26 protein-coding genes are annotated in these 26,983 nt (G+C 67.1%); 3 read left to right on the top strand and 23 right to left on the bottom strand.

From position 1 onward, the window contains the following. Positions 1 to 23 precede the first annotated feature (23 nt). Both IFR23_RS04165 and IFR23_RS04170 read right to left on the bottom strand, forming a co-directional pair. Complete coding sequence (locus IFR23_RS04165; RefSeq protein ID WP_192975016.1) at positions 24 to 4,103, bottom strand: translocation/assembly module TamB domain-containing protein; 4,080 nt, start codon at positions 4,101 to 4,103, stop codon at positions 24 to 26. A gap of 74 nt (positions 4,104 to 4,177) precedes the next feature. Further along, positions 4,178 to 6,172 (bottom strand): autotransporter assembly complex protein TamA, encoded by a 1,995-nt coding sequence (locus tag IFR23_RS04170; RefSeq protein ID WP_192974821.1) that lies wholly within the window; start codon positions 6,170 to 6,172, stop codon positions 4,178 to 4,180. Between the two features lie 90 nt (positions 6,173 to 6,262). Here IFR23_RS04170 and IFR23_RS04175 point away from each other — a divergent pair, with 90 nt between their 5' ends. Beyond that, positions 6,263 to 6,502 (top strand): hypothetical protein, encoded by a 240-nt coding sequence (locus IFR23_RS04175; RefSeq protein ID WP_192975041.1) that lies wholly within the window; start codon positions 6,263 to 6,265, stop codon positions 6,500 to 6,502. A gap of 232 nt (positions 6,503 to 6,734) precedes the next feature. Here IFR23_RS04175 and IFR23_RS04180 read toward each other — a convergent pair whose 3' ends face one another. The 3 genes from IFR23_RS04180 to nadC all read right to left on the bottom strand — a co-directional run bounded on the left by IFR23_RS04180 (position 6,735) and on the right by nadC (position 8,809). After that, a complete protein-coding gene (locus tag IFR23_RS04180) occupies positions 6,735 to 7,448 on the bottom strand; it encodes a ribonuclease T2 family protein (protein WP_192974822.1) in 714 nt (237 codons plus the stop codon). Then, on the bottom strand, positions 7,438 to 7,899 hold the full coding sequence (locus IFR23_RS04185) for a hypothetical protein (RefSeq protein WP_192239035.1): 462 nt from the start codon (positions 7,897 to 7,899) through the stop codon (positions 7,438 to 7,440). The genes IFR23_RS04180 and IFR23_RS04185 overlap by 11 nt, the downstream gene beginning before the upstream one ends. Positions 7,900 to 7,960: 61 nt before the next feature. After that, the gene (nadC, locus tag IFR23_RS04190; RefSeq protein WP_107962721.1) at positions 7,961 to 8,809 is read right to left on the bottom strand and encodes a carboxylating nicotinate-nucleotide diphosphorylase; all 849 of its coding nucleotides are present in this window, start codon (positions 8,807 to 8,809) and stop codon (positions 7,961 to 7,963) included. 166 nt (positions 8,810 to 8,975) lie between these two features. Between nadC and IFR23_RS04195 the strand changes: the two genes are divergently transcribed. Next, on the top strand, positions 8,976 to 9,125 hold the full coding sequence (locus IFR23_RS04195) for a hypothetical protein (protein WP_192974823.1): 150 nt from the start codon (positions 8,976 to 8,978) through the stop codon (positions 9,123 to 9,125). Positions 9,126 to 9,162: 37 nt separating this feature from the next. Here IFR23_RS04195 and nadA read toward each other — a convergent pair whose 3' ends face one another. From nadA to IFR23_RS04275, 16 genes are all read right to left on the bottom strand, one after another. Then, the gene (gene nadA, locus IFR23_RS04200; RefSeq protein WP_056057445.1) at positions 9,163 to 10,146 is read right to left on the bottom strand and encodes a quinolinate synthase NadA; all 984 of its coding nucleotides are present in this window, start codon (positions 10,144 to 10,146) and stop codon (positions 9,163 to 9,165) included. A 29-nt stretch (positions 10,147 to 10,175) separates the two neighbouring features. After that, positions 10,176 to 10,901, bottom strand: a complete 726-nt coding sequence (locus tag IFR23_RS04205) for a DUF4230 domain-containing protein (RefSeq protein ID WP_192974824.1) — start codon at positions 10,899 to 10,901, stop codon at positions 10,176 to 10,178. Beyond that, complete coding sequence (locus IFR23_RS04210; RefSeq protein WP_192974825.1) at positions 10,883 to 11,740, bottom strand: MBL fold metallo-hydrolase; 858 nt, start codon at positions 11,738 to 11,740, stop codon at positions 10,883 to 10,885. Before IFR23_RS04210 ends, IFR23_RS04205 begins: the two co-directional genes overlap by 19 nt. Before the next feature lie 253 nt (positions 11,741 to 11,993). Then, positions 11,994 to 12,317, bottom strand: coding sequence for a Grx4 family monothiol glutaredoxin (grxD, locus tag IFR23_RS04215; RefSeq protein WP_192974826.1), 324 nt, complete (start codon positions 12,315 to 12,317; stop codon positions 11,994 to 11,996). Positions 12,318 to 12,327: 10 nt separating this feature from the next. Beyond that, positions 12,328 to 12,558: a BolA/IbaG family iron-sulfur metabolism protein gene (locus IFR23_RS04220; protein WP_056057430.1), complete on the bottom strand. Its 231-nt coding sequence runs from the start codon at positions 12,556 to 12,558 to the stop codon at positions 12,328 to 12,330. 1 nt (position 12,559) lies between these two features. Continuing rightward, the gene (locus IFR23_RS04225; protein ID WP_107962716.1) at positions 12,560 to 12,883 is read right to left on the bottom strand and encodes a DUF1476 domain-containing protein; all 324 of its coding nucleotides are present in this window, start codon (positions 12,881 to 12,883) and stop codon (positions 12,560 to 12,562) included. A 320-nt stretch (positions 12,884 to 13,203) separates the two neighbouring features. Then, a complete protein-coding gene (locus IFR23_RS04230) occupies positions 13,204 to 14,202 on the bottom strand; it encodes an NADPH:quinone oxidoreductase family protein (RefSeq protein ID WP_192974827.1) in 999 nt (332 codons plus the stop codon). Further along, positions 14,165 to 14,794, bottom strand: coding sequence for a 3-isopropylmalate dehydratase small subunit (gene leuD, locus IFR23_RS04235; protein ID WP_093399659.1), 630 nt, complete (start codon positions 14,792 to 14,794; stop codon positions 14,165 to 14,167). The genes IFR23_RS04230 and leuD overlap by 38 nt, the downstream gene beginning before the upstream one ends. Positions 14,795 to 14,891: 97 nt before the next feature. Then, the gene (leuC, locus tag IFR23_RS04240) at positions 14,892 to 16,328 is read right to left on the bottom strand and encodes a 3-isopropylmalate dehydratase large subunit (RefSeq protein WP_107962713.1); all 1,437 of its coding nucleotides are present in this window, start codon (positions 16,326 to 16,328) and stop codon (positions 14,892 to 14,894) included. A gap of 191 nt (positions 16,329 to 16,519) precedes the next feature. Next, on the bottom strand, positions 16,520 to 17,434 hold the full coding sequence (locus tag IFR23_RS04245; protein ID WP_244655441.1) for an alpha/beta hydrolase: 915 nt from the start codon (positions 17,432 to 17,434) through the stop codon (positions 16,520 to 16,522). Beyond that, positions 17,401 to 18,084 (bottom strand): glutathione S-transferase family protein, encoded by a 684-nt coding sequence (locus tag IFR23_RS04250; RefSeq protein WP_192974828.1) that lies wholly within the window; start codon positions 18,082 to 18,084, stop codon positions 17,401 to 17,403. The genes IFR23_RS04245 and IFR23_RS04250 overlap by 34 nt, the downstream gene beginning before the upstream one ends. Then, positions 18,084 to 18,719 carry a 3-oxoacid CoA-transferase subunit B gene (locus IFR23_RS04255; protein ID WP_107962711.1) on the bottom strand — a complete coding sequence of 212 codons (636 nt, stop codon included), beginning with the start codon at positions 18,717 to 18,719 and terminating at the stop codon, positions 18,084 to 18,086. The genes IFR23_RS04250 and IFR23_RS04255 overlap by 1 nt, the downstream gene beginning before the upstream one ends. Next, the gene (locus IFR23_RS04260) at positions 18,719 to 19,027 is read right to left on the bottom strand and encodes a DUF5076 domain-containing protein (protein ID WP_056047204.1); all 309 of its coding nucleotides are present in this window, start codon (positions 19,025 to 19,027) and stop codon (positions 18,719 to 18,721) included. Before IFR23_RS04260 ends, IFR23_RS04255 begins: the two co-directional genes overlap by 1 nt. Then, positions 19,027 to 19,905: a 5'-nucleotidase, lipoprotein e(P4) family gene (locus IFR23_RS04265; protein ID WP_446740885.1), complete on the bottom strand. Its 879-nt coding sequence runs from the start codon at positions 19,903 to 19,905 to the stop codon at positions 19,027 to 19,029. Before IFR23_RS04265 ends, IFR23_RS04260 begins: the two co-directional genes overlap by 1 nt. Before the next feature lie 77 nt (positions 19,906 to 19,982). Continuing rightward, positions 19,983 to 20,693, bottom strand: coding sequence for a CoA transferase subunit A (locus IFR23_RS04270; protein ID WP_192974829.1), 711 nt, complete (start codon positions 20,691 to 20,693; stop codon positions 19,983 to 19,985). Between the two features lie 209 nt (positions 20,694 to 20,902). Beyond that, positions 20,903 to 21,802: an SMP-30/gluconolactonase/LRE family protein gene (locus tag IFR23_RS04275; protein WP_192974830.1), complete on the bottom strand. Its 900-nt coding sequence runs from the start codon at positions 21,800 to 21,802 to the stop codon at positions 20,903 to 20,905. A 91-nt stretch (positions 21,803 to 21,893) separates the two neighbouring features. Here IFR23_RS04275 and IFR23_RS04280 point away from each other — a divergent pair, with 91 nt between their 5' ends. Next, positions 21,894 to 23,534, top strand: coding sequence for a thiamine pyrophosphate-binding protein (locus IFR23_RS04280; protein WP_192974831.1), 1,641 nt, complete (start codon positions 21,894 to 21,896; stop codon positions 23,532 to 23,534). A 9-nt stretch (positions 23,535 to 23,543) separates the two neighbouring features. Here the strand turns inward: IFR23_RS04280 and IFR23_RS04285 are convergent, their stop codons facing one another. Then, positions 23,544 to 24,059 (bottom strand): hypothetical protein, encoded by a 516-nt coding sequence (locus tag IFR23_RS04285; protein WP_192974832.1) that lies wholly within the window; start codon positions 24,057 to 24,059, stop codon positions 23,544 to 23,546. Between the two features lie 55 nt (positions 24,060 to 24,114). After that, positions 24,115 to 26,769: an alanine--tRNA ligase gene (gene alaS / locus IFR23_RS04290; RefSeq protein ID WP_192974833.1), complete on the bottom strand. Its 2,655-nt coding sequence runs from the start codon at positions 26,767 to 26,769 to the stop codon at positions 24,115 to 24,117. Positions 26,770 to 26,983: the final 214 nt, after the last annotated feature.

Below are 26,983 nucleotides of genomic sequence, written 5' to 3' on the forward strand. Positions count from 1 at the left end.
CGAACGGCAATGGGGCCATGTCCTCAATAATCCTTTGACACGCGGACGTTGGCACTCTGACGGCCGAGCGTGGAGATGCTCGATAGCAATGACAGCCAGCGGGTGACCTGGAACTCGACCTGTGTGGCGGAATAGCCCTGACCGTCGGTAACGATCTCCGCGTAGAGGCGCCGGGTGACGTATTTGCCCGCCGCGATCGAGGTGCCCTGCCCGGTCTGCGGATCGGCTGGGAGGATGCGGAGGCGGTCGAGCCCAGCGGCACGACGCACCGCGTTGATAGGGTTCAAGCCGCTGCCGCCGCCCTGCAACGCCGCGACTGCCGCTGCGAGTTGCAAAGCTTCTGGCGCGGACAGGTTGGTGATCGAGGTGCCGAACAATAGCCGCGAGAGCAGTTCGTCCTCGGGTAGCGCGGGCGTGCTGGTGAAGCCGATTTCGGGTTTGAGCGCGTAGCCGGTAACGCGGATCGATGCGCTCAGGCCCGTCGAGTCCGCGTTCGCCTCGATATCCAAAGCGGGGTTCGCCGGGACCTGTCCATCGAAGCGGATCACGCCGCGTGCCAACTCGAACTGGCGGCCCGCAAACTCATAGTCGCCGCGGATCAGCGTGGCGCGGCCGGTGATCGCCGGGTTCTCGGGCTGGCCGGCGATCTGGAGGTTGGCGGACCATTCGCTGGTGAGGCCGAGGCCGCTGACCATCACCTGGTTAGGGGCACGCGCCTTGATCGCCAGCGTCCAGGGCCTGGTCGGGGTCGCGACTTCCTCGCCGCCGTCGGGCAGGTTGATTTCGCGGATGTTGAGCTGCGGTACGGCACTGGCAGCGGTGGCCTGGCCGAGGCGGTAGCGGCTCTTGTCGAGCACGACATCGCCGGCGATCGTGCCGCCCGAGCCGTTCGACTTGAACGTCAGCGGGCCGGAGACGGTCGCGCCGATGTCGTCGCGGTTGATCATCACCGCCTTGTCAGCCTGGAGCGCGAGGTCGAGGCCGATCCCGGCGGCGGCGGCGAATTCGAACTGGCCGGTGCCGGTGACGCGGCCGCCCTTGCCCGCGTCCGCGCCGAACCGGTCGATCACGAGCCGCGAGCCGCCGAACCGGCCGGTCGCCTGAACGTTGGTTAGGACGGTGCCGGTGGTCGCGCTTTCGATCCGCGCGCCGTTCGCCTGGACGACGCCGCGCAGGGTCGGGTTGGCGAGCGTGCCGACGACGTCCGCACCGATCGCGACCGGGCCTGAGAGGTCGAACAACTCGACCCCGGTGAGCCGCCAGAGCGTGTCGGCCGGGCCGCTGTAGCGGAGTTGTCCGAACAGGCGGGCGTTGCTGATCCGCGAGGCGATATCCCCCTGCCCCAGCGGCGCGAGCTGGGCTTGCGCGCGGCCGATGGTCTTGCCGGCGGACGCGATCACCGCGCGCAGGCCGAGCTTGTCGGGGGAGAGCACGGCTGCAACGCCGACGTCGATCGGGCGCGACGAGAGGACGAGGCCAGCGCGGCTGAGCCCGCGGATCGTCACGTTCGCCTTGCCGGTCGGGGCCGCACCATTGGCGGTCGCGATCGTGAAACTGCCCGAGGCGCTGCCGCTGAGACCGAGCCCGGGATAGGCGATGTCGAGGATCGCGAGCGGCATGCGCGTCAGGCTGGCGTCGATCGCGGTGCTGGCGGCAGTGAAGCGGCCGCCGACCTGGGCCTCGCCGCCCGAGAAGCTGAGCTTGGTCGGCGCGAGGTGCCAGCCATCGTCTTCCTGGGTCAGGACCGCGGGGGTGAGCAGTTTCAGCGGGCGGCCGTCGAGCGTGCCTTGCGCGGATATCGCGTAGCTCGTGGCGGTCACCTGCGTGACGCTCTGGATATCGAACGCGCGGCCGCGGGAGCCGGCGATCGATGCCTTGATCGTGCCGACGCCGCCGCGCAGCGACGCGGAACCGTTGAACCGGGCGAGGCTGAACGTGCCGCGACGCAGGCCGAGGCCGGTCGCGGTCGCCTCGATCGAGGTTCCGGCCGGGTCGAGCAGCGTGACGAAATCGAGCTTGCCCGATCGGAGCGCGACGGTGTCGAGCGTCGCGGCCTTGGCGGCGAGATGCCCTTCGATACGCTGGATCTGGCCGACCGGGCGGAACAGGAGTTCGCCCGAGATGCCGCCGCCTGCGACGGCGAGCGCGCCGTTGAAGCCGCCATCGACCACCGCGACATTGCCGCTCGCCTTGGTGCCGGCTACGTTCAGCGCGGCGATGGCGATCGTTGCATCGGCGCCTGGCGGCAACAGGATCGCGCCGTTGGTGGTGAACGGCCCGAGCCGCGATCCGCCCGCTGCGGTGAATGCGAAGCCCTGCGGCGTCGGATCGAGATGCGCGCGGACGTTCGACAGCCCGAGCGTCGCGTTGGGGCTGGCGAAGACGAGGTCGAGCGTCGGCTTCTCGATCTGGCCGTCGAGATTCAGCGTCACCGGACCATAAGTCTGCTGGCGCCCGCCGCCTTCGAAATGGAAGGTCCCGTCGCGCCGACGATAGCCGTTGCCGGTCAGCCGGATCTGCGGCGCGGTCAGCACTAGGTTGGTGAAGTGCAGCACACCGTCGGTGGTGCGTTCGAGGTTGGTGGTGATCCGCGGCAACCCGCCCGCGAGGCTGCGGAAGAACGCGTTGTCGAGCCGCACCATCTGTGCGCTGCCCTGCCCGATGACGCGCGTGCCCTTGCGGTTCGGGCCGGGGACGACGCGCAGCGTCGACTTCACATCGACGATGCCGAGACCGGGGATCAGATAGCGGCCGAGGCCGCCGTTGATGCCGACCTCGAACTGGCCGTTGCGCAGGTCGACCGCGAGATTGATGCTGCCGGTGAGCTTGTCCGAGCGGAGCTTGAGCGCGTCGCCGGTGAGCAGCGTCGGCGTCACACGGAGCAGTCCGTCGACCGACAGGTTGCGCAGGATCCCGCCCGCGACGGTGCCGACGCCGGTGACGCGCGCTGCGGTGAAGCGGATGGGGACGGTTACCGGCGCGGCGGACAACCTGCCTTTGCCGGCGGCGTGAGCGTTCTCGAACCCGGTCTGGTCGAATGCGAAGCGGCTGGCGTCGAGGCGATAGTCGAACGCGGCGGTCGCAAACGGTCCGTCGAGGATCGCGCGCAATTCCACCATGTTGCCGGTCATGTTGGCGAACAGCGCGGGCGGTCGGAGCAGCCGCGCCTTGATCCGCACGTCGCGGTACGCGTTGGCGGCGAGATCGATGATGCCGGTCGTGTCGATTGCCAGCGCGGGCGTGCGCAGCGAAAGCTGGCCGTCGAGGCGGCGGTTGGCGAACCCGGCGCTGCCGTTGACGAGGATGCGCGGCGCCGTCAGCTTTTGCAGCCGGCCCTTCAGCAGCGACGACGGCGAAAGTGTCCCTGACAGCGTGTAGCGGCCTGCGACCTGCGCGAGCGCGAGATCGACGACGCGTGTCGTGCCGACAATGCCGTTCGCGCGGCCGTTCCACTTCGCCCAGCTGCCGTCGCCGGTGACCGCGAGCGCGACCGGGCCCTTCGCCTTCACCATCCGCGCCAGCACGCCGCCCGCGGCCCCCTTCGCGGCGACGTCGAGGTCGAAGCGGTCGCGGGCGGGCTCGGCATCGATCCGGAGCTTTAGGTCGTCGCTGCCGGCGACGCGTGCCTTGAGGTCGACCAGTGCGCGGCCGGAGCGGATGTCCGCGCGGCCTTCGAGCGTCCCGATCCGCTCGGTCCCGAGCACGCGCTTCGCCAGCGTGAGGCGGCCGACCGAGAGCTTGCCGATATGGATGTCGAAGTCGGGCAGGATCGGGCCACGGCTTTTCGACGGGCGCGTGCGCGGTGTGTGCGTCAGGATCGCGCGATCGACGATTAGGCGGTGTATCTCCAGGCGGTTCGAGAACCAGTCGAACGGGGACCAATCGAGCGTGACGTTGGGCGCCTGGAAGACGAGACCTTCGAGATCGTACACGCGGAGATCGGTCAGCCGCGTGTCGCCGTATAGCGAGCCATCGATCCGACCGACCGTGAAGCGCAGGCCGTTCGCGGTCTTGATCGCCGCGATCCGGTCCGCGACGAAACGGTGGCCGATGTCGGTGTCGACGATCAGCAACGCCGCACCGACGATCGCGAGCAGCGCCATGACCGCGCTGACGATCCAGCGCCACCAGGCGATCGGGCGCCTTGGGCGGCGCTCCGGAAGAGTGACCTCTTCGGTCAAAACGCCTGCCCCAGCGAGACGTAGACGGCGATGCGGCTGTCGCCGGGCTGCGGGTTGATCGGGGTGCCGACGTCGAGGCGGATCGGGCCGAAGTTCGAATAATAGCGCACGCCAATCCCGGTGCCGTATTGCAACCCGGTGAATTTCGGCAGCGGCGAGGTGTAGATATTGCCCGCGTCGAGGAACGGCACGATCCCGAAGCTGCCGAGGACGCGCACGCGCGCCTCGATCGAGAATTCGGTGAGGCTGCGGCCGCCGATCGGGTCGTTGTTGGGATCGCGCGGGCCGATCGACTGATAGCCGTAGCCGCGCACAGACGCGCCGCCGCCGGCGTAGAAGCGGCGTGACGGGGCGACCTGATCGCGGGGGGCACCGACGATGGTGCCGAGTCGGGTGCGCGCGGCGAGCACGACCCGACTGCCGAACGGTTGGTACACGCTGCCGTCGAACTGCGTGCGCGTGTAGCCGAATACCGAGCCTTGCAGCGACACTTCGGGGCTGAGGCGGCCGCCGAGACGGAAGCCCTTGGTCGGGTTGAGCAGATCGTCCGAGCCGTCGTAATTGAGGCTGGTCGGCAACGCGCCGATGAAGAAGGTGCGGCGGCGCGGGTCGCCGGTCGAGAGGATCACGTCGCGCTCGTCCGATGCGACGAGTTCGGCGCCGAGCGACCAGGTCCAGGTCTTCTGGAAAAAGATGTTGGTCTGGCGCTCCAGCGTGCCGGCCAGCGAATAGGTCTTCGCGTCATAGGCGTTGCGGTTGGTATGCGCGGCCGATGCCTGGAGCGTCAGCACCCGGTCTCGTGCCTTGAAATTGTTGCGGCGGAAGACGACCGAGCCGAGCTGTTCCTGCGTCCCCAGCACGCCGCGCAGCGTCAGCGCGCCTTCGGGCGGGAACAGGTTGCGGTGCGTCCAGCTGAGTTCCGCGCGCGCGCCTTCGCCGGTGCCGTAGCCGAGTTCGCCGGCGACGGTATGCGGCGGTGCGCGATCGAGTTTCACGGCGACGTCGACGGTGTCGGGCGTGGCCCCCTGCACGGGCTTGAGGTCGACCGAGGAGACGAGGCTGGTCTGGATCAACGCGCGGCGGAGATCGTCGAGCTTGGTCGCGTCGTACAAATCGCCGGGCGAGAAGCGCGCGATCTCGGCGACATGGTCCGCCCCGAACACGCGGTTGCCGGGGAGTGCGACGACCTTGCCAAATTTGCGCGCGCCACCGGGTTGGACGGACAGGTCTAGCGTCGCGGTGCGCGTGGCATGGTCGACCACGATCGCCGGATCGCCGACCTTGGCGAACGGGAAGCCTTCGCGGCCGATCTGCGTGGTGAGGTTCGCCTGCCCCGCGACTATCGCATCCGAGTTGACCGGATCTTCGGGCTTGATGCCGAACGCGGTCGTGAGGCCGGGCGCCTTGTCGCCCGCCGCGGCGATGCCGTCGATCGTCACGCCCTTGAATGTGTAGAGCGTGCCCGGGGTGGCCGCGAGCACGACCATCGGCTTTGCGCCCGGCTCGACGCGCGTGACGACGTTGGAGTCGTAATAGCCTTGCGCGCGGAGCAGGCTGTTGAGCAGGTCGGCATCTTCGCGCGCGCGGCGATCGAGTTGCGCGGCGTTGGCGGCCTGGTGATCGTTCGCGTCGAGCGTCGAGAGTGCGGCGAAGCGTTGGCGGAGCAGCGCGTCGTTGATCCCGTCGATGCCGTCGATCCGCCAGGCGTAGCGGTTCTCGGTATTGGCATCGACCGCGGCGACCGTGGCGGCCGGGTCCATCGGCGACGTCGCGAGATCGGGCCAGGCGACGCCGATGTCCGGCAACGGAGCAAGCGGCGAATTGGGGTCGAGCGACATCGGCGTGTCCGCGATCGGGTTGGCCGGAGCCTGCGTCGGCACAGGCGCGGTTTGTGCTCCTGCGGCACGTATGCCCGCGCACGGTAGGGCACCCGCTGTCGTCAGAACGAAAAAGGCGGCGGCCGGCCCGGCTCGCCCGACGCGGAACACCATGTCCGGCTCCTAGCCGGGCTTGTCGTTGCGGAACAGTATCTAACGCCGTATTTCCGCCACGTTTCGTCCGGGCGACGGATCGCGCTTGGCGTGTGGGTGGCATCCGGCGGCGGCGCGTGGCAGGACATGGCGATGACCGACCCGACTTCCCGCGACACCCTGCCCCCCCACAAGGACCCGAGCGCTGCGGGCGGGTTCCTCGTTGCACTCGGCATGCTGGGCGGTGCTGGGGTGGGGTTCGCGATCGGGCAGGCTACGCCGGGGTTTCTGGTGGGGACCGGGATTGGCGTGCTGGCGGCGGTGCTGGTCTGGTTGAGGGACCGGCGGTAGCGGCATCGCGCTTCCGCCTCATCCTCTTATCTTCCGTTCGTCCTGAGTAGCCACCGAGTAGCTGCTCTTGCAGCGTACCGAGACGGCGTATCGAAGGACGGGCTGGCGCTCGGAACCCATGCTTCGATACGAGCCCTCGATACGCTCCTTGCGGAGCTACTCGGTCTCTACTCAGCACGAACGGGATGTGGGGTGGCTGCCGTGCCATGCTGATTTAGCGGCGGCCTACCGCCTATCGACTCCCACGCCAGATCTGAAGCGGTGCGCTCGGGTTCAGTCCGCCCTGATGCACCGGGCAGCGGCGGTAGCGGAAGCGGCGGTCGAGGCAGATCCAGACCTCGTCGAGCCAGCCCTGCTTGGTTGCGGTGACGCGCATCATGTCGGGCTTCAGGCCGGGGTTCGCGCCGGCCATCGCCGCCGCGAACCGGCCTGCGGTCAGCGGCGTGCGCGACAGTGCGTTCATGTCCGGATAGCGAAGCTTGCCGTACAGCCCGGCCGACTGGTTGAAATACTTGGCGGGACGATAGCCGGGCATGCAGGTGCCGTGCTTGGCCCATTCGTGCTGGAGCAGCTGCGCGGACGGCGTGGTGCAGAGGTGCGCGCGGATCACCGGCGGCGGCACGAACTCCGCCGCACGGCAATATTGCGGCCAGTCCTTGGCGACGCCGTCGGGCCACAGGCCGTGCAGCGTGAAGCCGAAGCGGTTGCCCGCGCCGCACTGAAAGCTTGATCCGGTACGATCACCATTGTCGCGGCAATATTGCGGCGCCCAGGTGATCGCGAGCGTGTAGCTGCCGATCGGAATGTCGCGCTTCGGCTGGCTCTCCGACGGGAGATCGGGGCGGACCCGCTCGACCGTGGACGGGGTCGAGCATTGATAGGCCTGTGCCTGGACGACGCCCGGCAAGGCCAGCGCCGCGGCGGCGAGGATCATCCTAGCGATCATGCGACATATCCTCGAAAGTGTCCGGCTCGTCGGCGTCGGGCAGTTCGCCGAACCAGAGCTTGGCGTCCGCCTTGAACAGATGGAGCGCGGCGACGACGGAGAGCGCGTCGGCCGCGAACGAGACGATCGAGGTCGTGCCGATCGTCGTCTCCCCGCGCGCCACGGTTGCCAAAGACAGGCCGACGCCGACGATCGACAGCACCGCAAGCACGACGACGACCCACTTCGCGGCCACGCTCGGCGAGCGCGCGGTGAAATACCAGAGCAGCAGTGTGACCGCGATGCCGATGACCTGGAACGTCGGCAGGATCCAGCTGACCTGCGCGAGGACCGGATTGGCCGCGACCAGCGCGACCCGCTGCGGCCAGTTCATCGCGGAAACGATCAATCCGAGCACGAACGAGGCGAGATACAGCCTTTCGTAGCGCACGATGGATATCGGCCTGATCATGCTTGTCGTTCCCTGCCTTGTCTGTGTCCCGCCCCGGTGCACGCCGCGATCGGCGCGGTCGTCAGGCGGTTGCGAAGTCGAGGCCTATATCCGCCGCGGGTGCCGACTGCGTCAAGCGACCGACCGAGACATAGGTCACGCCCGTCTCGGCGATCGCGCGGATCGTGTCGAGATTGACGCCGCCCGACGCCTCGGTCGGCACGCGGCCGGCGACGAGCGTCACCGCCTCGCGCAAGATCGCGGGCGGCATGTTGTCGAGCAGCAGGTGCGTCGCGCCGGCGGCGAGCGCGGGCTCGATCTGGTCGATGCGGTCGACCTCGACGATGATGTGCGCGATCCCCGCAGCCCTGGCGCGCCGGACGGCCTCGGCAACGCCGCCGGCCACCGCGACGTGATTGTCCTTGATCATCGCCGCATCCCACAGCCCCATGCGGTGATTCTGCGCGCCGCCCATGCGGGTCGCGTATTTCTCCAGCACGCGCAGGCCGGGAATCGTTTTCCGCGTGTCGAGCAGGATCGCGCCGGTGCCGGCGATCGCGTCGACATAGGTCCGGGTCATCGTCGCGATACCCGAGAGATGCTGGACGGTGTTGAGCGCGGACCGCTCGGCGGTGAGCAGCGCCCGCCCGGCCCCCTCGAGCCGCAGGAGTTCGGTGCCCGCGGGAACCCGATCGCCGTCGTTGACGAGCCGTTCGATCGTCACGTCGGGATCTAGCGCGCGGAAGAACGCCTCGGCGAGATCGAGCCCAGCGACGACGATCGGGTCGCGACTGTCCATCACGCCGGTAAACCGCGCATCGGCCGGGATGACGGCGGCGGACGTGATGTCGCCGATCGTCCCGAGATCCTCGGCGAGCGTCGCGGCTACGAACGCGTTGATGTCGAAGGATTTGGGCAAGGCTGCGTTCACCTGAAGTCTCCCAGAAATCGCGGGTAGGTCATGCCGGGGCGGGTGCCAAAAAACGGCACTGGGGGACAGCGAATTTACGATGCCGACAGCCGATCGAAATATTTTGAAAACGTCGGAACCTTACCGCCCGACGCGAGTTGCCTGATCGATACCCAAGGAAATTTCCATGCCTGCCAAGACGATGACCGATACCGCACGCCTGAACGCCCTGCTGGACGAGGCGCTTGTCCTCGCCGACGCACTCCAGCTGCCGATCGCTGCGATCCACATCGACCAGGCACTGGCGCACCTTGGTGCGGACGTTCCTGCCGCCTGAGCTCGGCAGGGGCTGGCGGTAGACCAGCCCCGCAGCGTCACTTCGGCCCGAGATCACCCTTCCCGACGGTATTCGATGCCATCGACAGCATGCGGTCGAGGCTTTTCTTCGCCTGGAGCCGAAGCCCTTCCTCGATCTCGATCCGCGGCGACAGATCGCGTAGCGCGACGTACAGCTTTTCGAGCGTGTTGAGCGCCATGTACGGACAGATATTGCAGTTGCAGTTGCCGTCCGCACCCGGCGCGCCGATGAAGCGCTTGTTCGGGAGCGCCTTTTCCATCTGGTGGATGATGTGCGGCTCGGTCGCGACGATCAGTGTGTCGCCGGGCATCGCGAGCGCGTAATCGAGGATGCCGCGTGTCGAGCCGACATAATCGGCGTGATCGAGGATGATCGGCGGGCACTCGGGATGCGCCACGACCGGCGCGCCGGGATGCTGCGCCTTCAGCTTCATCAGCTCGGTCTCGCTGAACGCCTCGTGCACGATGCACACGCCCGGCCACAGCAGCATGTCGCGGCCGGTCTTCCGCGCGAGATAGCCGCCGAGATTGCGATCGGGGCCGAAGATGATCTTCTGCTCGGGCGGGATCTGCGCGAGGATCGTGTCCGCCGACGAACTCGTGACGATGATGTCGGAGAGCGCCTTCACCTCGGTCGAGCAGTTGATGTAGGTCAGCGCGATGTGATCGGGATGCTTGGCGCGGAAGGCCGCGAACTGCTCGGGCGGGCAGCTGTCCTCAAGGCTGCACCCGGCGTCCATGTCGGGGAGCACGACGATCTTGTCGGGCGACAGAATCTTGGCGGTCTCGGCCATGAACCGCACGCCGCAGAAGGCGATCACGTCGGCATCGGTGGCCGCGGCCTTGCGCGACAGGTCGAGACTGTCGCCGACGAAATCGGCCAGATCCTGAAGCTCCGGCTTCTGATAATAATGCGCGAGGATGACGGCGTTCTTCTCCTTGCGGAGGCGCTCGATCTCGGCGCGTATGTCGATACCGGCGAAGTTCTGCTTCAATTCCATGGTCGTATCCCGAGTTTAGCGCCCGTCTTCTAGCGACGATTCCCTAGCACGTCCTGCAGCGAGCGCGAGGTGTCCCAGCGTTCGGTATTCGCGGTCGGCTCGTCGGCGAAGCGGACCGCGACGGTCGCGTCGATTCCGGCAGCACGCAGCGGCATCGCGAAACTGCGTTCGACCGCACGACGGGTGGCGTCGCGCGCGAGCTTGATCATCGCGGGTTCGCGCGCCTGGCGGATCAGTTCGATCTGGCCCGCACGGCGATTGGCGGCGTCGAGGCGCTTTTCGGCATCGGTGAACGTGGTCAGCACGCCGCCCGACCCATATTCGCGGACCGCGTTGAGATCGACCTGCGGACCATCGGCTTCGACTGCGGGAAGGCGAACGGACAGCGTCTTCGAAGTGCCATCCCACGCGACGTCGGACTGGGTCAGCTTGGCCATGTCGACTTCGTACCGGACCATCCCGGGCATGATCAGCGTCTTCTCGGTCGTGAAGCCGAGCTGCGACTGTTTCGAGGTGACGACCGCGACGTAGCGCGCGGCGAACGCCGACAAGCGGTTCTGCTCGCGCATTCCTTCGAGGCTGGCGCTGGCGATCGTCGTCGGATCTGGCGTGAGGCGGTCGCTGACGTAGCGCTGCACACCCCAGAGCACGAGCAGCCCTGCGAGGACGAGAATCAAGACGATTCCGACGGCCTTGGCCAGGAACGGGGCCACGCCGTTCTTGCGTACGGGTTCGGTCACGCTGTCGTTCGCCATCTCTCGCCTTCCTCGATAACCAGTCCGCGGGTTTGCAGGTCGTACAGATGCGCCAGCACCGATCGTTCGGCGGCGGGCACGAGTTGTGGGCCGAGACCGACATACATGCGCTCGACCATCGCCGGGATCGGCCGCGCGCCCTCGCGGAGCAGGCGGAGGATCTGCCCTTCGCGTTGCTTGCGGTGGCCGAGCATGCCGCGGACGAGCCGCTGCGGCTTGTCGATCGCCTCGCCGTGGCCGGGATAATAGATGCGGTCGTCGCGCCGCATCAGCTTTTCGAGGCTGGCCATGTACGCCGTCATATTGCCGTCGGGCGGCGAGACGATCGTCGTCGACCAGCCCATGACGTGATCGCCCGAGAACAGCGCCTTCGTCTCGGGCAGCGCGAAGGCGAGATGGTTCGAGGTGTGGCCGGGCGTCGCGATCGCCTCTAACGTCCAGCCTTCGCCAGTAACGGTATTGCCCTCCGAAAGAACGCGGTCGGGTGCGTAGGCGGCGTCGAACGACGCGTCTGCTCGCGCGCCTGCGTCAGCGAGGTCGAACGGTGCAGCGCCGACGATCGGGGCGCCGGTGAGCGACTGGAGCGGACGCGTGGCGGGGCTGTGATCGCGGTGGTGATGCGTGACGACGATCGCCTTGACCGGGCGGCCATCGATCGCGCGCAGCAACGCGTCGATGTGCGCGGGATCGTCGGGGCCCGGATCAATCACGGCAAGATCAGTCGCGCCGACGATGTGCGTCTGCGTACCGGTGTAGGTGTACGGCGACGGATTGGGCGCGAGCACGCGGATGACGAGCGGCTCGAGCTGGATCGGGATACCGGTCGGATGCTCAGCCATGGACGCGAGATGGCGGCTCGGTGCGGCGATGGCAAGGCTCACATTCTTGGAGGGACCGTCGCCATTCTTTACAATCCCGACAGGGCGGCGCTCCCGATTAACTATCGAGAGGCGCGCAACGCCGTGATGCGACGGTTCTGGCACGCGCAATGCAAAGTCTGCGCTGTCACCGAGCGCCTTCGCGCTCATGCAGGGTGGATCGACCGCTACCGTCCGGTCTCGCGTCGATCCACCCTCCCCGGTGCCTCTCGGGTCAGTTCGCCTTCTGCGTCTCGAACAGCTGCGCCATTTCGCCGCTCTCGTACATCTCCATCATGATGTCCGATCCGCCGACGAATTCGCCATCGACATAGAGCTGCGGGATGGTCGGCCAATCCGAATAGCTCTTAATGCCCTGGCGGATGCCCTGGTCCTGCAACACGTCGACGCTCTCGAACTCGACTTCGAGGTGATTCAGGATCGCGATCGCACGGCTGGAAAAGCCGCACTGCGGGAACAGCGGGCTGCCCTTCATGAAGAGGACGACCGGGCTGGCTTTTACCAGAGCGTCGATGCGGGCGTTGGAATCGTCGGTCATGTCTTCGTCCTCAGGAAATTGCGGTGGTAAGCTGAAGTGCGTGCAGGACGCCGCCCATGCGGCCGCCCAATGCCGCGTAGACCGCCTGATGCTGCTTCACGCGGCTCATGCCGGCAAAGCTCGCGGCGGTGACTTTCGCAGCATAATGATCGCCGTCGCCGGCGAGATCGGTGATCTCGACCTGGGCATCGGGGATCGCATCCTTGATCATGGTAGCGATGTCGTCGGCAGCCATCGGCATATCAATGGGACTCCAGCAATTGGCGACGCGCTTCGATCATCTGCTGCGCCAGCGCGCGGCGGACGGTGGCCTCATCATGGTCGAGTCCAGCTGCGGTCAGGTCGCCGACAAGTTTCCGCACGACGTCGTCGTCGCCGCCGCCCTCCATGTCAGCATGTACGAGCGCGGTCGCATAAGCATCGGTTTCTTCGGGGGTGAGCGCCATTTCCTGCGCCGCCCAGCCGCCGAGCAGGCGATTGCGCCGTGCGGTGATGCGGAACGCCATTTCCTCTTCGCGCGCGAAGTTCGCCTCGCTGGCGCGTTCGCGGTCGTCGAAAGTGGTCATTGCGCAAGTCCCCGTTCAGTCTCGTCTTGGGCCCGAGATAGGTCGTGGACCTCCCCTGCGCAATAATCGGCTGTATCGGTCAAAATAGAACTGGAACTACGACCGAAACGTACCTATCTATAAGTCAGTCGCGTGACAAATCTCACGGGCAGGAGAGCGATGATGAACATTTCGGCACACGCACCTTCGAAATCCACGCAACCGGATACGTATGTCATCCGCGGTCTAGGCCTCGCCGTGCTCGTATCCTTGATAATGTGGGCGGCGATCGCGGCTGCGGTCTACGAGTGGATCTGAGCGGTCGGGGAGGCCGGCGGTAATCAGCCGACCTCTACGACGAGCTTACCGATCGCGCCGCGCGCCGCCATCTTGGCGATCGCTTTGCCGCCGTCTTCGAACGCGAACACTTCGGTCACGCGCGGAGCGATCTTGCCTGCTTCCCACAGGTCGAACAGCGTTTCGATATGCGCCTGGTTCGCCTTCGGATCGCGTGCCGCGAACGCGCCCCAGAACACGCCGCAGACGTCGCAGCTTTTGAGCAGCGTGAGGTTGAGCGGGAGCTTCGGGATGCCCGCGGGGAAACCGACGACGAGATACTTGCCCTCCCACGCGATCGAGCGGAGGGCGGGCTCGGCATAGTCGCCACCGACCGGATCGTAGATCACGTGCGCGCCGTCGCGACCGACCGCGGCCTTGAACTGTTCGGCGAGCGCCTTCGACTGGTCCTTGTCGAACGGCGCGCGGGCGTAGATCAGCGTGTCGTCGGCACCGGCGGACTTGGCTGCGGCGGCCTTCTCCTCGGACGAGACCGCGGCGACGACCTTCGCGCCGAACGCCTTGCCGAGTTCGATCGCGGCTAGCCCTACCCCGCCGGCCGCGCCGAGCACGAGCAGCGTCTGGCCCGCCTTGATATGACCGCGGTCGAGCAGCGCGTGGATGGTCGTGCCGTAGGTGAGGATCAGCGAGGCGCCCTCGGCGAAGCTGCGTCCCTCGGGGAGGCGATAGAGCTTGGCGGGGTCGGCGATGACCTTCTCGCACAGGCCGCCGTGGCCGAGCATCGCGATCACGCGGTCGCCGACTTCCCAGCCGGTGACGCCTTCGCCGATCGAGTCGATCGTACCGGCGATCTCGCCGCCCGGTGCGAACGGGCGCTGTGGCTTGAACTGGTATTTGTCCTCGATGATCAGGACGTCGGGAAAGTTGATCGCGCAGGCCTTGACCGCGACGACGACCTGCCCGGGGCCGGCCACCAGATCGGGCAGCTCGACCATTTCCAGAGTTTCAGGTCCGCCGACTGCCTTCGACACCAATGCTCGCATACCCGCTCTCCACCGTCGTCCAGGGGCGATTCGATGCGACCGCCTCCTCGAATTTCGAAATCTGGGTATCCCTTGCCAGCGTCAGGCCGACTTCGTCCAGCCCTTCCATGAGACACTGGCGACGGAATGCGTCGAGTTCGAAGGTGAAGCGGTCCTGGAACGGGGTGGTGACGGTCATCGTCTCGAGATCGACGGTGACGATCTGGTCCTTGGCGACCTCGAGCAAGCGGTCGATCGCCTCCTGGGGCAGCACGACGGGGACGATGCCGTTCTTGAACGCGTTGCCCGAGAAGATGTCGGAGAAGCTCGGCGCGATCACCGCGGTGATGCCCATGTCGGCGAGCGCCCAGGCGGCGTGCTCGCGGCTGGAGCCGCAGCCGAAATTATCGCCGGCAATGAGGATCGGCGACCCGGCATAGCGCGGGTCGTCGAAGATGTTGCCGGGTTGCGCGCGGACCGTCTCAAACGCGCCGCGGCCGAGGCCGGTGCGCGTGATCGTCTTCAGCCAATGCGCCGGGATGATGACGTCGGTGTCGATGTTCTTCGCGCCCCAGGGATAGGCGCGGCCCGAGACGGTCGTGACGGGGGTCATCGCTGTTCCGTGCGCTCCGGAACCACACGCGCCGATGCGACATAGGCCGCGACGCCGCTGATCATCGCGCCAGCCGCCAGCAATACGAATACCTTCTTCACACTATTTCCCCCATCAACTCTCTGACGTCGCTCAGCTTGCCGGTCACCGCCGCCGCCGCCGCCATCGCAGGCGATACCAGATGCGTGCGCGCTCCGGGACCCTGTCTGCCGACGAAATTTCGGTTCGACGTGGAAGCGCAACGCTCCCCCGCAGGAACTTTGTCCGGGTTCATCGCGAGACACATCGAACAGCCCGGTTCGCGCCATTCGAAGCCGGCGGTGATGAAGATCCGGTCGAGTCCCTCGGCTTCGGCCTGACGCTTCACGAGGCCGGAACCAGGAACGACCAGCGCGCGGACGCCGGTCGCGACATGGCGACCGTCGGCGATCGCCGCGGCGGCGCGCAGATCCTCGATACGGCTGTTGGTGCAGCTGCCGATGAAGACGTGCTGGATCGGCACGTCGCGCATCGCAGTGCCGGCGGTGAGGCCCATGTAGTCGAGCGATTTCTGCGCCGCCGCCTGCTTGGCGGGGTCGGCGAAGCTCGACGGTTCGGGGACGAAACCGGTGATCGGGACGACGTCCTCGGGGCTGGTACCCCAAGTGAGGCCGGGCGCGATATCGGCAGCGTCGAGCGTGACGGACTTGTCGTATTTCGCGCCGGGATCGGTCGCGAGACTGCGCCACCAAGCGACGGCGCGGTCCCAGTTCTCGCCGGTCGGGGCCATCGGGCGGCCCTTGAGATAGGCGAAGGTGGTGTCGTCGGGCGCGATCAGGCCGGCGCGGGCGCCCGCCTCGATCGACATGTTGGCGATCGTCAGGCGACCTTCGATCGACATGTTGCGGATCACGCTGCCGGTGAATTCGATGACGTGGCCGGTGCCGCCCGCCGCGCCGATCTTGCCGATGATCGCGAGGATGACGTCCTTCGGGCTGACGCCGAAGCCGAGTTCGCCGTCGACGCGGACTTCCATCGTCTTGGCCTGCGACAACAGCAGCGTCTGCGTGGCGAGGACGTGCTCGACCTCGCTGGTGCCGATGCCGAACGCCAAAGCGCCGAGTGCACCGTGCGCCGACGTATGGCTGTCGCCGCAGACGAGCGTGGTGCCGGGGAGCGTGAAGCCCTGTTCGGGGCCGACGACGTGGACGATGCCCTGCTCGGCGGCGGTCGCGTCGATATAGTCGATGCCGAACTCGGACGTGTTGCGGCGGAGTGCGTCGAGCTGCTGCGCGCTTTCGGGATCGGCGATCGGCAAAACGCGACCGGCGGCGTCCTTGCGCGCGGTGGTCGGGAGGTTGTGATCGGGCACCGCGAGAGTGAGGTCGGGGCGGCGCACCTTGCGGCCTGCCACGCGGAGGCCTTCGAAGGCCTGCGGGCTGGTGACTTCGTGGACGAGGTGGCGGTCGATATAGATCAGGCAGGTGCCGTCGTCGCGGCGTTCGACGACGTGCGCGGCCCAGATCTTTTCGTACAGCGTTTGTGGAGTGACCATGATCGGCGCGCGTTAACCGAAAAGGGATGCTGCGCCAAGGTTGTATGTAATTTTCGGTCGTAAGAATGCTTCGGTGCGCCGCGTATCGGGACGAAGACCGTCATCCTGACGAAAGTCAGGATCCAGGGTTACGTCGGGCGGTGCTTGGTATCCTGGGTCCTGACTTTCGTCAGGATGACGGAAGTGGACGGTTACCGCGCGGGCATCGCCTTGTTCAGAAAGGCGACGCTGTCGGCCAGCACCGGCGCTTTCCCGCGGAACGGCTTCGAGAGCGCCATCGCGACGTTCTCGTGGCTCAATCCGGGATAGTCGATGTGCGTCACCGGCGCGCCGAGCGCCTTCAGCCGCGCGGTGAGGTTGATCGCGTTGTGCGGCTTGACCTGCGTGTCGTCGCCCGCCGTAATTAGCAGCATCGGCGGGGCGTCGGCGCGCGCGAAGTGGATCGGCTGGGTCATCACCGGGTCGGCGGCGCCCTGCATCGCGTCGATCGCGCGTTTCGCGGTGAAGGGGTAGAAATCGTATGGCCCGCACAGCCCGACCGCGGCCTTGATGATGTGCGGGTCGACGCCTTCCGCCTTCAGCCAGCGCTCGTCGAGCGTCAGCATCGCGACGGTGTAGGCGCCCGCGGAATGACCAGCGACGGCGATCCGGTCCGGGTCGCCGCCGGACTGTGCGATGTGGTCGCGGGTCCATTTCACCGCTTCGGCGCCGTCCTGGAGGAAGGCGGGGAAGCGGACGTCGGGAACCTTGCGGTAGTCGGGCATGACGACGACGTAGCCCGCCTTCGCATAGGCGCGCGCGGCGAACGCGTAGGCGCCGCGCGAGCCGTGCACCCAGCCGCCGCCGTACCAGAAGATCAGCACCGGCAGGCCAGTCTTGACGCCGCCGGACGGGCGCCAGACGTCGAGCTTCTGACCGTGCGTGCCGAACGGGACGCCTTCGCGGATGCGCGCCGTACCGCGACCGCCGCCCATCACGCCGTCGAGGACGCTGAGCGTGCCGGGTCCCGCGGTGAACGCCGTGCCTGCGATCAGGATGACGATCAGCGCTATGACGATCGCGGTGCGGCGCATCAGCTGCGGAAATCCGTGGTGATCGATCCGCATGTCGCGAGGTCGGCCTCGTGGCTTTCCTCGCGCCATGTCTCGGCGAGCGCGGTCGCTTCCCATTCGCGCATTGCCGGGTGCGCGATGATCCGCTCGACCCAGGCGTGACCTGCCGGGCCGACGTCGATCCCGTAGGTCCGGACACGGAACGCGACTGGTGCATAGAACGCATCGACTGCGGTGAACTGCGCGCCTGCGAGCCAGGGGCCACTGAACCGGGCGAGTCCCTCGCTCCAGAGTTCGGCGATCCGCGCGACATCGCGGTCGAGCGCGTCGCTGCCGGGGGCGGCTTCGACTCGGACGCCGACGTTCATCGTCCGCTCGTTCCGCAGCGCGGAGAACCCGCCATGCATTTCCGCCGTCGCGCAGATCGCCCACGCGCGCGCCTCCTCATTGACCGGCCACACGCCGTCATGACGCTCGGCAAGGTAGAGGACGATGCCGAGCGAATTCCATACCGTCCGCTCGCCGTCGATCAGCACCGGCACTTGCCCGGTCGGCGAGAAGGCGCGGAACGCTTCGTAATTGACGGGCGCCAGGAACGGCTCGATCCGGTCCTCGAACGCAATGCCGAGCGCCTTCATCAGGACCCAGGGACGCAGCGACCAGCTCGAGTAATTGCGGTTCGCGGTGACGAGGGTGTAGCCCATCAGGCGGTGTAGCGCGCGGTGGTCTTCGCGGCGATCTCGTCCGCGGTGACGCCCGGCGCCATCTCGACCAGCTTGAACGGGCTGTCGTGATCAGGGCGCTGGAACACGGCGAGGTCGGTGACGATCATGTCGACGACGTTCTTGCCGGTCAGCGGCAGCGTGCAGGACGGGATGAACTTCGGTGTGCCGTCTTTGGCGGTGTGGTCCATCACGACGATGATCTGCTTGACGCCCGCGACGAGATCCATCGCGCCGCCCATGCCCTTGATCATCTTGCCCGGAATCATCCAGTTGGCGATGTCGCCGCCTTCGCTGACCTCCATCGCGCCCAGCACGGTGAGGTCGATATGCCCGCCGCGGATCATCGCGAAGCTGTCCGACGAGCTGAAATACACCGACGAGGGCAGTTCGCTGATCGTCTGCTTGCCGGCGTTGATCAGGTCGGCGTCCTCCTCGCCCGCATAGGGGAACGGGCCGATCCCGAGCATGCCGTTCTCCGACTGGAGCGTGACGGTCATGCCCTCGGGGATGTTGTTCGCGACCAGCGTCGGGATGCCGATGCCGAGATTGACGTAATAGCCGTCTTTCAGTTCCTGCGCCGCGCGCGCGGCCATCTGGTTACGGTCCCAGGGCATCAGTGCATTCCTTCCTGGATGGTGGTGATGGTCGTGAATTGTTCGCGGAGTTCGGTGCCGACGCCGTCGACGATCGCCTGCAAGGCGGCATCCTCGTCGAGGCCCCAGGTGCCCGCATAGGCGCGCGCGGCGTGGCGGATCGTGTCGGCGAGGAGGTAACCGAACACGGTCGGGTCCTCGAGGATGCCCGCGTCGATCAGCACATTGCTGCCGGCGCCGTTGGTGATCCAGATCCGCGCGACCTCGACCGATTCGCTGGTGAGTTGCGCGCCCTTGTCGAGCGCGATCGCGTTTGGGTGGTCGGCCATTAGCGTACGCCTCCTGTCGGGGCCCAGCGGACTGCTGGCGGGAATACGTCCTCACGGTTGCCCTTGAGCGCGGTGCCGTAGACGGGGTTGGGCAGGACGAACCACCCCGCCCCCCATTTCGCGGCGATCGCGGGCGACTGGACGGCGGCGCGGCGGGCGGCGGGGGTCTGGCCGGCGTTGAACAGGTCGCTGAAGTCGCCGAGCTGGTCGCCGCCCATCGCGACGACGCAGTACCGCGCCGCGATCGTTGCGCGGCGGCCGTCCTTCTTGGAGCCCGTCGCATCGTCGCCGGCGAGGAACAGCGTCTCACCGTGGCGCGCGGGGCCGAGACCTGCAGCTTCGATCGTGGCCTCGGTCTGTGCGGCGTTGGCGGCGAAGCGGTTGGTGTTGAAGATCACTGTGACGCCCATCGCGCGGAGTTGGGTGAGCGCATTTAGCGCGCCGGGGACGGGGGCGACCTGCTTGACACCGGTGCGCTCCCAGTCCTGCCAGCGGGGATCGGACCAGGGTTGGCCGGAGGATGCGTCGTATTCAAAGCCGAGGTTGAGGAGAACGGTTTCGTCGACGTCGAACACCGCGGCTTTGGGTTTAGTGCCGCAGGTGGTCCAGGTGGGGGCGGCCAGCGAGGCGCCTTGCGCGAGGACGACGGATGTTGGCGTGCGTTGCGTGCGGACATAGCCGACGAGCGCGTTCCAGGCCTGGATGCTGACCGCTGCGGCTTCGCCCGAGGCGTAGAGATACTGCATGCCGGCGGGGACGCCGTCGATGGTGACGGGGGCGGAGATAGCCGGCGTCGCTGCGATCGAGGTCGGCGCGGAGACGCTGACGCAGCCTTGAAGCGCCAGTGCCCCTGCGAACGCAGGGGTCCAGGATACCACCCGCAGCGCTCGTGACCCTGGGCTCCTGCGTTCGCAGGAGAACGGGGAGCGTTTGGGATACACCGGTGCGCTTCGTGTCACGCCGTCGCGCGCTCGCGGACGGTGCGGAATTCGATCTGCTTGTCGTAGGGGGCGCCGACGATCATCCGCTTCACGTAGATCCCCGGCAGGTGGATCGTGTCGGGGTCCAGGCTGCCCACGGGGACGATCTCCTCGACCTCGGCAACGCAGATTTTCCCCGCGGTCGCCATCGGCTGGTTGAAGTTGCGCGCGGTCTTGCGGAAGATGAGGTTGCCGCTTTCGTCCGCTTTCCAGCCCTTGATGATCGCGAGATCGGCGCGGATGCCGCGTTCGAGGATGTATTCCTGGCCGTCGAAGACCTTTACTTCCTTGCCCTCGGCGACCTGCGTGCCGACGCCGGTCTTGGTGTAGAAGCCGGGAATGCCCGCCCCCCCTGCCCGGCAGCGTTCGGCGAGCGTGCCCTGCGGGCAGAACTCGACCTCGAGTTCGCCGCTCAGATATTGCCGCTCGAATTCCTTGTTCTCGCCGACATAGGACGAGATCATCTTCTTCACCTGACGCGAGCGGAGCAGTTTCCCCAGCCCCTGCCCGTCGATCCCGGCATTGTTGCTGGCGATCGTCAGGTCCTTCACCCCAGACGCCTCGATCGCGTCGATCAGCCGCTCGGGGATGCCGCACAGCCCGAACCCGCCCGCGCAGATCGTCATGCCGTCGAACAGCACGCCTTCGAGCGCCGCCGCCGCGTCGGTGTAGAGCTTGTTCGCCATGCATCCTCCTCAGGTCTTTCGCCTCGCATAAGGCGGCGATGCTCGGTCGGCAACGTAGACTAGATCGACATCTTACGATCCTCCCCCGCCAGGGGGAGGTGGCGCCGAAGGTGACGGAGGGGGAGGATACGGAACAGAGGCTTCGTGTGCCTCCCCCTCCGTCTGGCAAGTGCCAGCCACCTCCCCCTGGCGGGGGAGGATACAGTGGTTCAATACGCCAGCTTCAGCCCCGGCCGCTTCCACCGGGTCTTCACCAGCCGGCCGCTACCCGAGCAGGTGATGTACGCGTCCATGCCATTTGCGCCGCCCCAGCAGATGTTGGTGGTGAACACGTCGTCGGTCGCGACGAACTCGACCAGCTCCCCCGCCGGCGAGATCACGCTGATCCCGCATTCGCCGATCGTCGCGACGCAGATGTTGCCGCATGCCTCGATGCCGAGTGAATCGAAGAACTTGTAGCCGGCGGGACGGTAGAGCGGCGTGCCCGAGGCGCTGGCGACCTTGCCGGGCGCGACGATGTCGAACGCCATCAACCGGCAGGTGAACGTCTCCGCCGCGTAGAGCCGCATGCCGTCGGGTGAGAGACCGATGCCGTTGGGATTTTCGCTCGGGAAGATTACTTCCTCGAGGTGGCTCCCGTCGGCCTTCGCGTAGAAGATGCCGGTGATGTCGCGTTCCCAGTCGCGCGATTTTCCGTGATCGGTGAACCAGAAGCCGCCGTGCGAATCGAAGACGATGTCGTTCGGCCCTCGCAGCGAGCAGCCGAAATCGCCGTCCTTGTAGAGGATCTCGACCGCGCCGGTGGCGATGTCGATCCGTTCGATCCGGCCGCCCGAATAGTCGTTCGGCTGGCCGTGCGGGGTGAGGAAGCCGTTCGTCTCGCGCCACGCGAAGCCGCCATTGTTGCAGCAATAGAGCTTACCGTCGGGGCCGATCGCGAGGCCGTTGGGACCGCCGCCGGGTTCAGCAACCGTCGTTTTCGTTCCGTCAGGGGCGATGCGCGTGATGCGGCCGGCCTCGATCTCGACGAGAATAACGCTGCCGTCGGGCATCGCCACGGGACCTTCGGGAAAGCGCAGGCCGTCGGCGACGGTGGTGAAGTCGGTCATGATCCTCTCCGGGCGAGTCGGGTTGGTCCCGGCTTCGACGCCAGCGTAACCGCGTCTCGACTTCGCGCGCAACGGACGGCAGGATGCGGCGATGATCACTCCACGCACCGGCGGCCGTATCCTGGTCGACCAACTCGTCGCACAGGGCTGCGACCGGATTTTCACCGTGCCGGGGGAGAGCTTCCTGGCTGTGCTCGATGCGCTGCACGACACGCCGGCGATCGACCTCGTCGTGTGTCGGCAGGAGGGCGGCGTCGGGTTCATGGCGTGCGCGGACGGGACGCTGACGCACCGGCCGGGGGTGGCGTTCGTGACCCGCGGGCCGGGCGCGACCAACGCGTCGATCGGCGTGCATGTCGCGATGCAGGATTCGCAGCCGATGATCCTGTTCGTCGGCGATATCGACCGCGGCACGCGCGACCGCGAGGCGTTCCAGGAGATCGATTTCCAGGCGATGTTTGCGCCCATCGCGAAGTGGGCGGCACGGATCGACGATGCGCGGCGGATCCCGGAATATGTCGCGCGCGCCTATGCGACGGCGATGTCGGGGCGGCCGGGACCGGTGGTGCTGGCGCTGCCGGAGGACATGCTGCTGGATGTCGTGGATGCGGTCGATCGGCCGCGGGTCGAGAGGGTGGCGCAGGCTTGCGATGCGGACATGATGGACTTGCTGGCCGACCTTCTGACGACTGCCGAGCGACCTTTGGCGATCGTCGGAGGTGCGGGCTGGGATGTTGCGGCATCGGGGGCATTCTCGACCTGGGCGGATCGTAACGGGATTCCGGTAGCGGCGGCGTTTCGGCGACAGGATGCTGTTCCGAACGACTGTCCGGTTTGGGCTGGGAACCTTGGGTATGGGCCAAATCCGAAGCTGGTCGGGCGGGTCAAGGCAGCGGATCTGCTGCTGGTCGTCGGGCCGCGGCTGGGGGAGGCTACGACCGATGGCTATGCGCTGATCACGCCCGATCATCCGGGGCAGCGGCTGATCCATGTCCATCCCGATCCCGACGAGTTGCATCGGGCTTACCGCGCGGATGTGGCGGTGTGTGCGGGGATGGCGGAGTTCGCCGAGGCGTTGCTGGCGGTCGACTTGCCGCCGCGGACTGCCGGGTCGGAGGCGCATGCGGAGTGGCTGAACTGGTCGACACCGGCGCCGCGGGATCTGGTGATGGACCTCGGGCCATGCGTTACGGCGATGCGCGAGCGGCTCCCGGCGGATGCGATCATCTGCAACGGCGCGGGGAATTACTCGGGCTGGTGGCATCGGTACTGGGCCTACGCCGGCCCCGGCACGCAACTAGCGCCGACCGCAGGCGCAATGGGGTACGGCGTCCCGGCCGCCGTCGCGGCATCCTTACGGCATCCGGAGCGGACCGTCGTGGCGCTGGCAGGCGACGGTTGCTTCCTAATGAACGGCCAAGAACTGGCAACAGCGGTCGCACACGGCGCGGACATGCTGGTGATCGTCGTGGATAATGGCGGGTACGGGACGATCCGGATGCATCAGGAGCGGGAGTATCCGGGGCGGGTTTCGGGGACCGGGTTGCGGAATCCGGACTTTGCCGCGCTGGGGCGGGCTTATGGGTGCTGGGCTGAGACCGTCGAGCGGACCGAAAATTTCGCAGCGGCGCTGGACCGGGCGATGTCTCGGTCTGGAGTGCGGTTGCTGCATGTTGTGACGGATATCGAAGCAATCACCGCCGGGACGACGCTAGCGAAGGTTCGGGGCTGACACTGCCCGTCACGGTCGGCGGTGAAGTTTGACGAGCAGCCCGCCGTCCCCCTTCATCGTCACCGTCTCGCCGGCCTTCAGTCTGACCGCGTCGTTCATTTCAACCGTTCGTGTGCTGGCTTGGACCGGACATTGCCCGGTTCCAGGACGGGTCCAGCGCAACGTGACGGCGACGCCGCTATCGGCTTCGTCGAACCTGGTCGGTCGCAATTGCAGCGAGAAGCCTGTCTGTATGCCGCTGCGATATCCAGTCCGGCCGCCGCAATCACTCTCCTCTGCTTCGGTCTGATCGCGGCGGAAGCTTGCCGTCGCATTCGATGCCACCCGGAGCGATCCCGTCCAGACGACCGCACCGTCTGCGCGAACGTCGACATCGACGACGTAGCGTTCCGCCACCATCGCGCCGCCAAATCCGCGCTGCACGAGGTTCGACGTCATGATCGGCGGTGCGGGCGGCGCGGGTGGTGCCGGAGGCGCGGTGGGGAGCATCGCGGAAGCCGTTTGGATCAGGGTCGTGAAGATCATGATACTCTCCTGGAAATCACCACCCTACGCGCCGACCGTTAGCGCAACGACAGGATTATGCGTTAATGGCCTCGAGCGCGGCGCGCACCGCAGCGACGGCGTCCGCGGCCTTGTCACCATCGGGACCACCGCCCTGCGCCATGTCGGGACGGCCGCCGCCGCCCTGCCCGCCTAGCGTCGAGACCGCGATCTTGAGCAGGTCGACCGCGTTGAGGCTCGCCACCAAGTCCGCCGTCACGCCGACCGCGACCGAGGCGCGGCCGTCGTTGATCGCGACCAGCATCGCGACTCCCGAGCTCAGGCGCTGCTTGGCTTCGTCGACCGCGCCGCGCAGGCCCTTGGCTTCGAAGTCGTTGAGTACCTGGCCGATGAACGCGACGCCGCCGACCTGTTCGGGGCCGGCCGCTTCGCCCGAGCCGCCGCCGCCGAGTGCCAGCGCCTTCTTCGCGTCGGCGAGTTCGCGTTCGAGGCGGCGGCGGTCTTCGAGCAGCGATGCGACGCGCGCCGGGACCTCGTCGGGAGTCGACTTCAGTACCGCTGCCGCCTCGCGCAGGCGGTCGTCGCGGCTGGTCAGATACGCGCGGGCTGCTTCGCCGGTGAGCGCCTCGACACGACGGATACCGCTGGACACCGCGCCTTCGCCGACCACCTTGAACAGGCCGATATCGCCTAACGCAGTGACGTGCGTGCCGCCACACAGCTCGATCGAATAGGTCTTCCCCTCGTCGGTCGAGCCCATCGACACGACGCGGACTTCGTCGCCGTATTTCTCGCCGAACAGCGCCATCGCGCCCATCGCGATCGCGTCGTCGGGGGTCATCAGCAGCGTCGTCACCGCGCCGTTGCCGCGGACCTGCGCGTTCACGTCCGCCTCGACCTGCGCGATATCGGCAGGGGTCATCGCGACCGGCTGCGAGAAGTCGAAGCGCAGGCGATCGGGTGCGACGAGGCTCCCCTTCTGCGCGACGTGCGTGCCGAGGCGTTCGCGCAAGGCCTCGTGCAGGAGATGCGTTGCGGAGTGGTTTGCGCGGATCTGCGCGCGGCGGGCGACGTCGATCTGGAGCTTGACCGGGTCGCCGACCTTGATCTCGCCGGCGTCGACGATCGCGTGGTGGACGAACACGCGGCCGAGCTGCTTCGAGGTCTCGGTGACGTTCGCGCGCAGGCCGGAGTCGTTGGAGATGTGGCCCGCGTCGCCGACCTGGCCGCCGCTCTCGCCATAGAAGGGCGTCTGGTTGACGACGATCGCGACCGTATCGCCGGTGGTGGCGTGGTCGACGCGGGCGCCGTCCTTGACCAGTGCGACGACCTCGCCCTCGCCGGTATCCGATGCGTAGCCGAGGAATTCGGTGCCGCCGGTCTGCTCGACGATGTCGAACCAGACGTCGTCCGAAGCCTTCGCGCCCGAGCCCTTCCAGGCGGCGCGAGCGGCGCGCTTCTGCTCGGCCATCGCGGTGTCGAAGCCTGCGCGGTCGACCGCGATGTTGCGTTCGCGCAGTGCGTCCTCGGTCAGGTCGTACGGGAAGCCGTAGGTGTCGTAGAGCTTGAACGCGACGTCGCCCGCCAGCGTGCCGTCGGTCATCCCCGTGGTCGCCTCGTCGAGCAGCTTCAGGCCCTTGTCGAGCGTCTGGCGGAAGCGCGTCTCCTCCTGCTGCAACGTCGCTTCGATCAGCGGACGGGCGCGCGACAGTTCGGGATAGGCGGCGCCCATCTCGGTGACGAGCGCGGGGACGAGCCGGTGCATCAACGGCTGCTTGGCGCCGAGGATGTGCGCGTGGCGCATCGCGCGGCGCATGATCCGGCGCAGGACATAGCCGCGGCCCTCGCTCGCGGGCAGCACGCCGTCGGCGATCAGGAAGCCGGCGGTGCGCAGGTGATCGGCGATCACGCGGTGGCTGGCGGTGTTGGCGCCATCGGTCGCGGTGTGCGTCAGCGCGCCCGAGGCTGCGATCAGTGCCTTGAACGTGTCGGTGTCGTAATTGTCGGTGACGCCCTGCATGACCGCGGCGATGCGCTCCAGCCCCATGCCGGTGTCGATCGACGGCTTGGGCAGGTTGCCGACGATCTCGGCATTCTCCTGCTCGTATTGCATGAACACGAGGTTCCAGATCTCGACGAAGCGATCGCCGTCCTCGTCGGGGCTGCCGGGGGGGCCGCCGAAGATGTGGTCGCCGTGGTCGTAGAAGATTTCCGAGCACGGACCGCACGGCCCGTTGTCGCCCATCGACCAGAAATTATCCTTGGTCGGGATGCGGATGATGCGGTGATCGGGGAGGCCGGCGACCTTCTTCCAGAGATCGAACGCCTCATCGTCGGTGTGGTAGACGGTGGCGGTCAGCTTGTCGGGTGACAGGCCCCATTCGCGCGTGAGCAACGTCCAGGCGTGGACGATCGCCTGTTCCTTGAAATAGTCGCCGAACGAGAAATTGCCGAGCATTTCGAAGAAGGTGTGGTGGCGCGCGGTGTAGCCGACATTGTCGAGATCGTTGTGCTTGCCGCCGGCGCGGACGCATTTCTGCGATGAGGTGGCGGTGGTGTAGGGGCGTGATTCGAGGCCGGTGAAGACGTTTTTGAACGGCACCATCCCGGCGTTGACGAACATCAGCGTCGGGTCGTTCTGCGGCACGAGCGGCGCGCTGGGCACGATCTGGTGCCCCTGCGATCCGAAATAGTCGAGGAAGCCGCGGCGGATGTCGTTCGTCGATGTCATGCGCGGGGACTTAGGCGAGCGGGGCGGTTCGCTCAAGTCGGGTGTGGGGCTCGCCTCGCACGCATCGCATTGAAACGAAGATAGCTTGTTTCCCCGCGAAGGCGGGGACCCAGACTGGGCTCCCGCCTTCGCGGGAGAACAAGGGAGTGCTGCAATTCGGCAAGAGCGCCACCACCCCGGCGAAGGCCGGGGCCCAGTTGGGGAACGTGGCTAA

The organism is Sphingomonas sp. CFBP 13603, from assembly GCF_014892665.1.
Taxonomy (GTDB): Bacteria; Pseudomonadota; Alphaproteobacteria; order Sphingomonadales; family Sphingomonadaceae; genus Sphingomonas.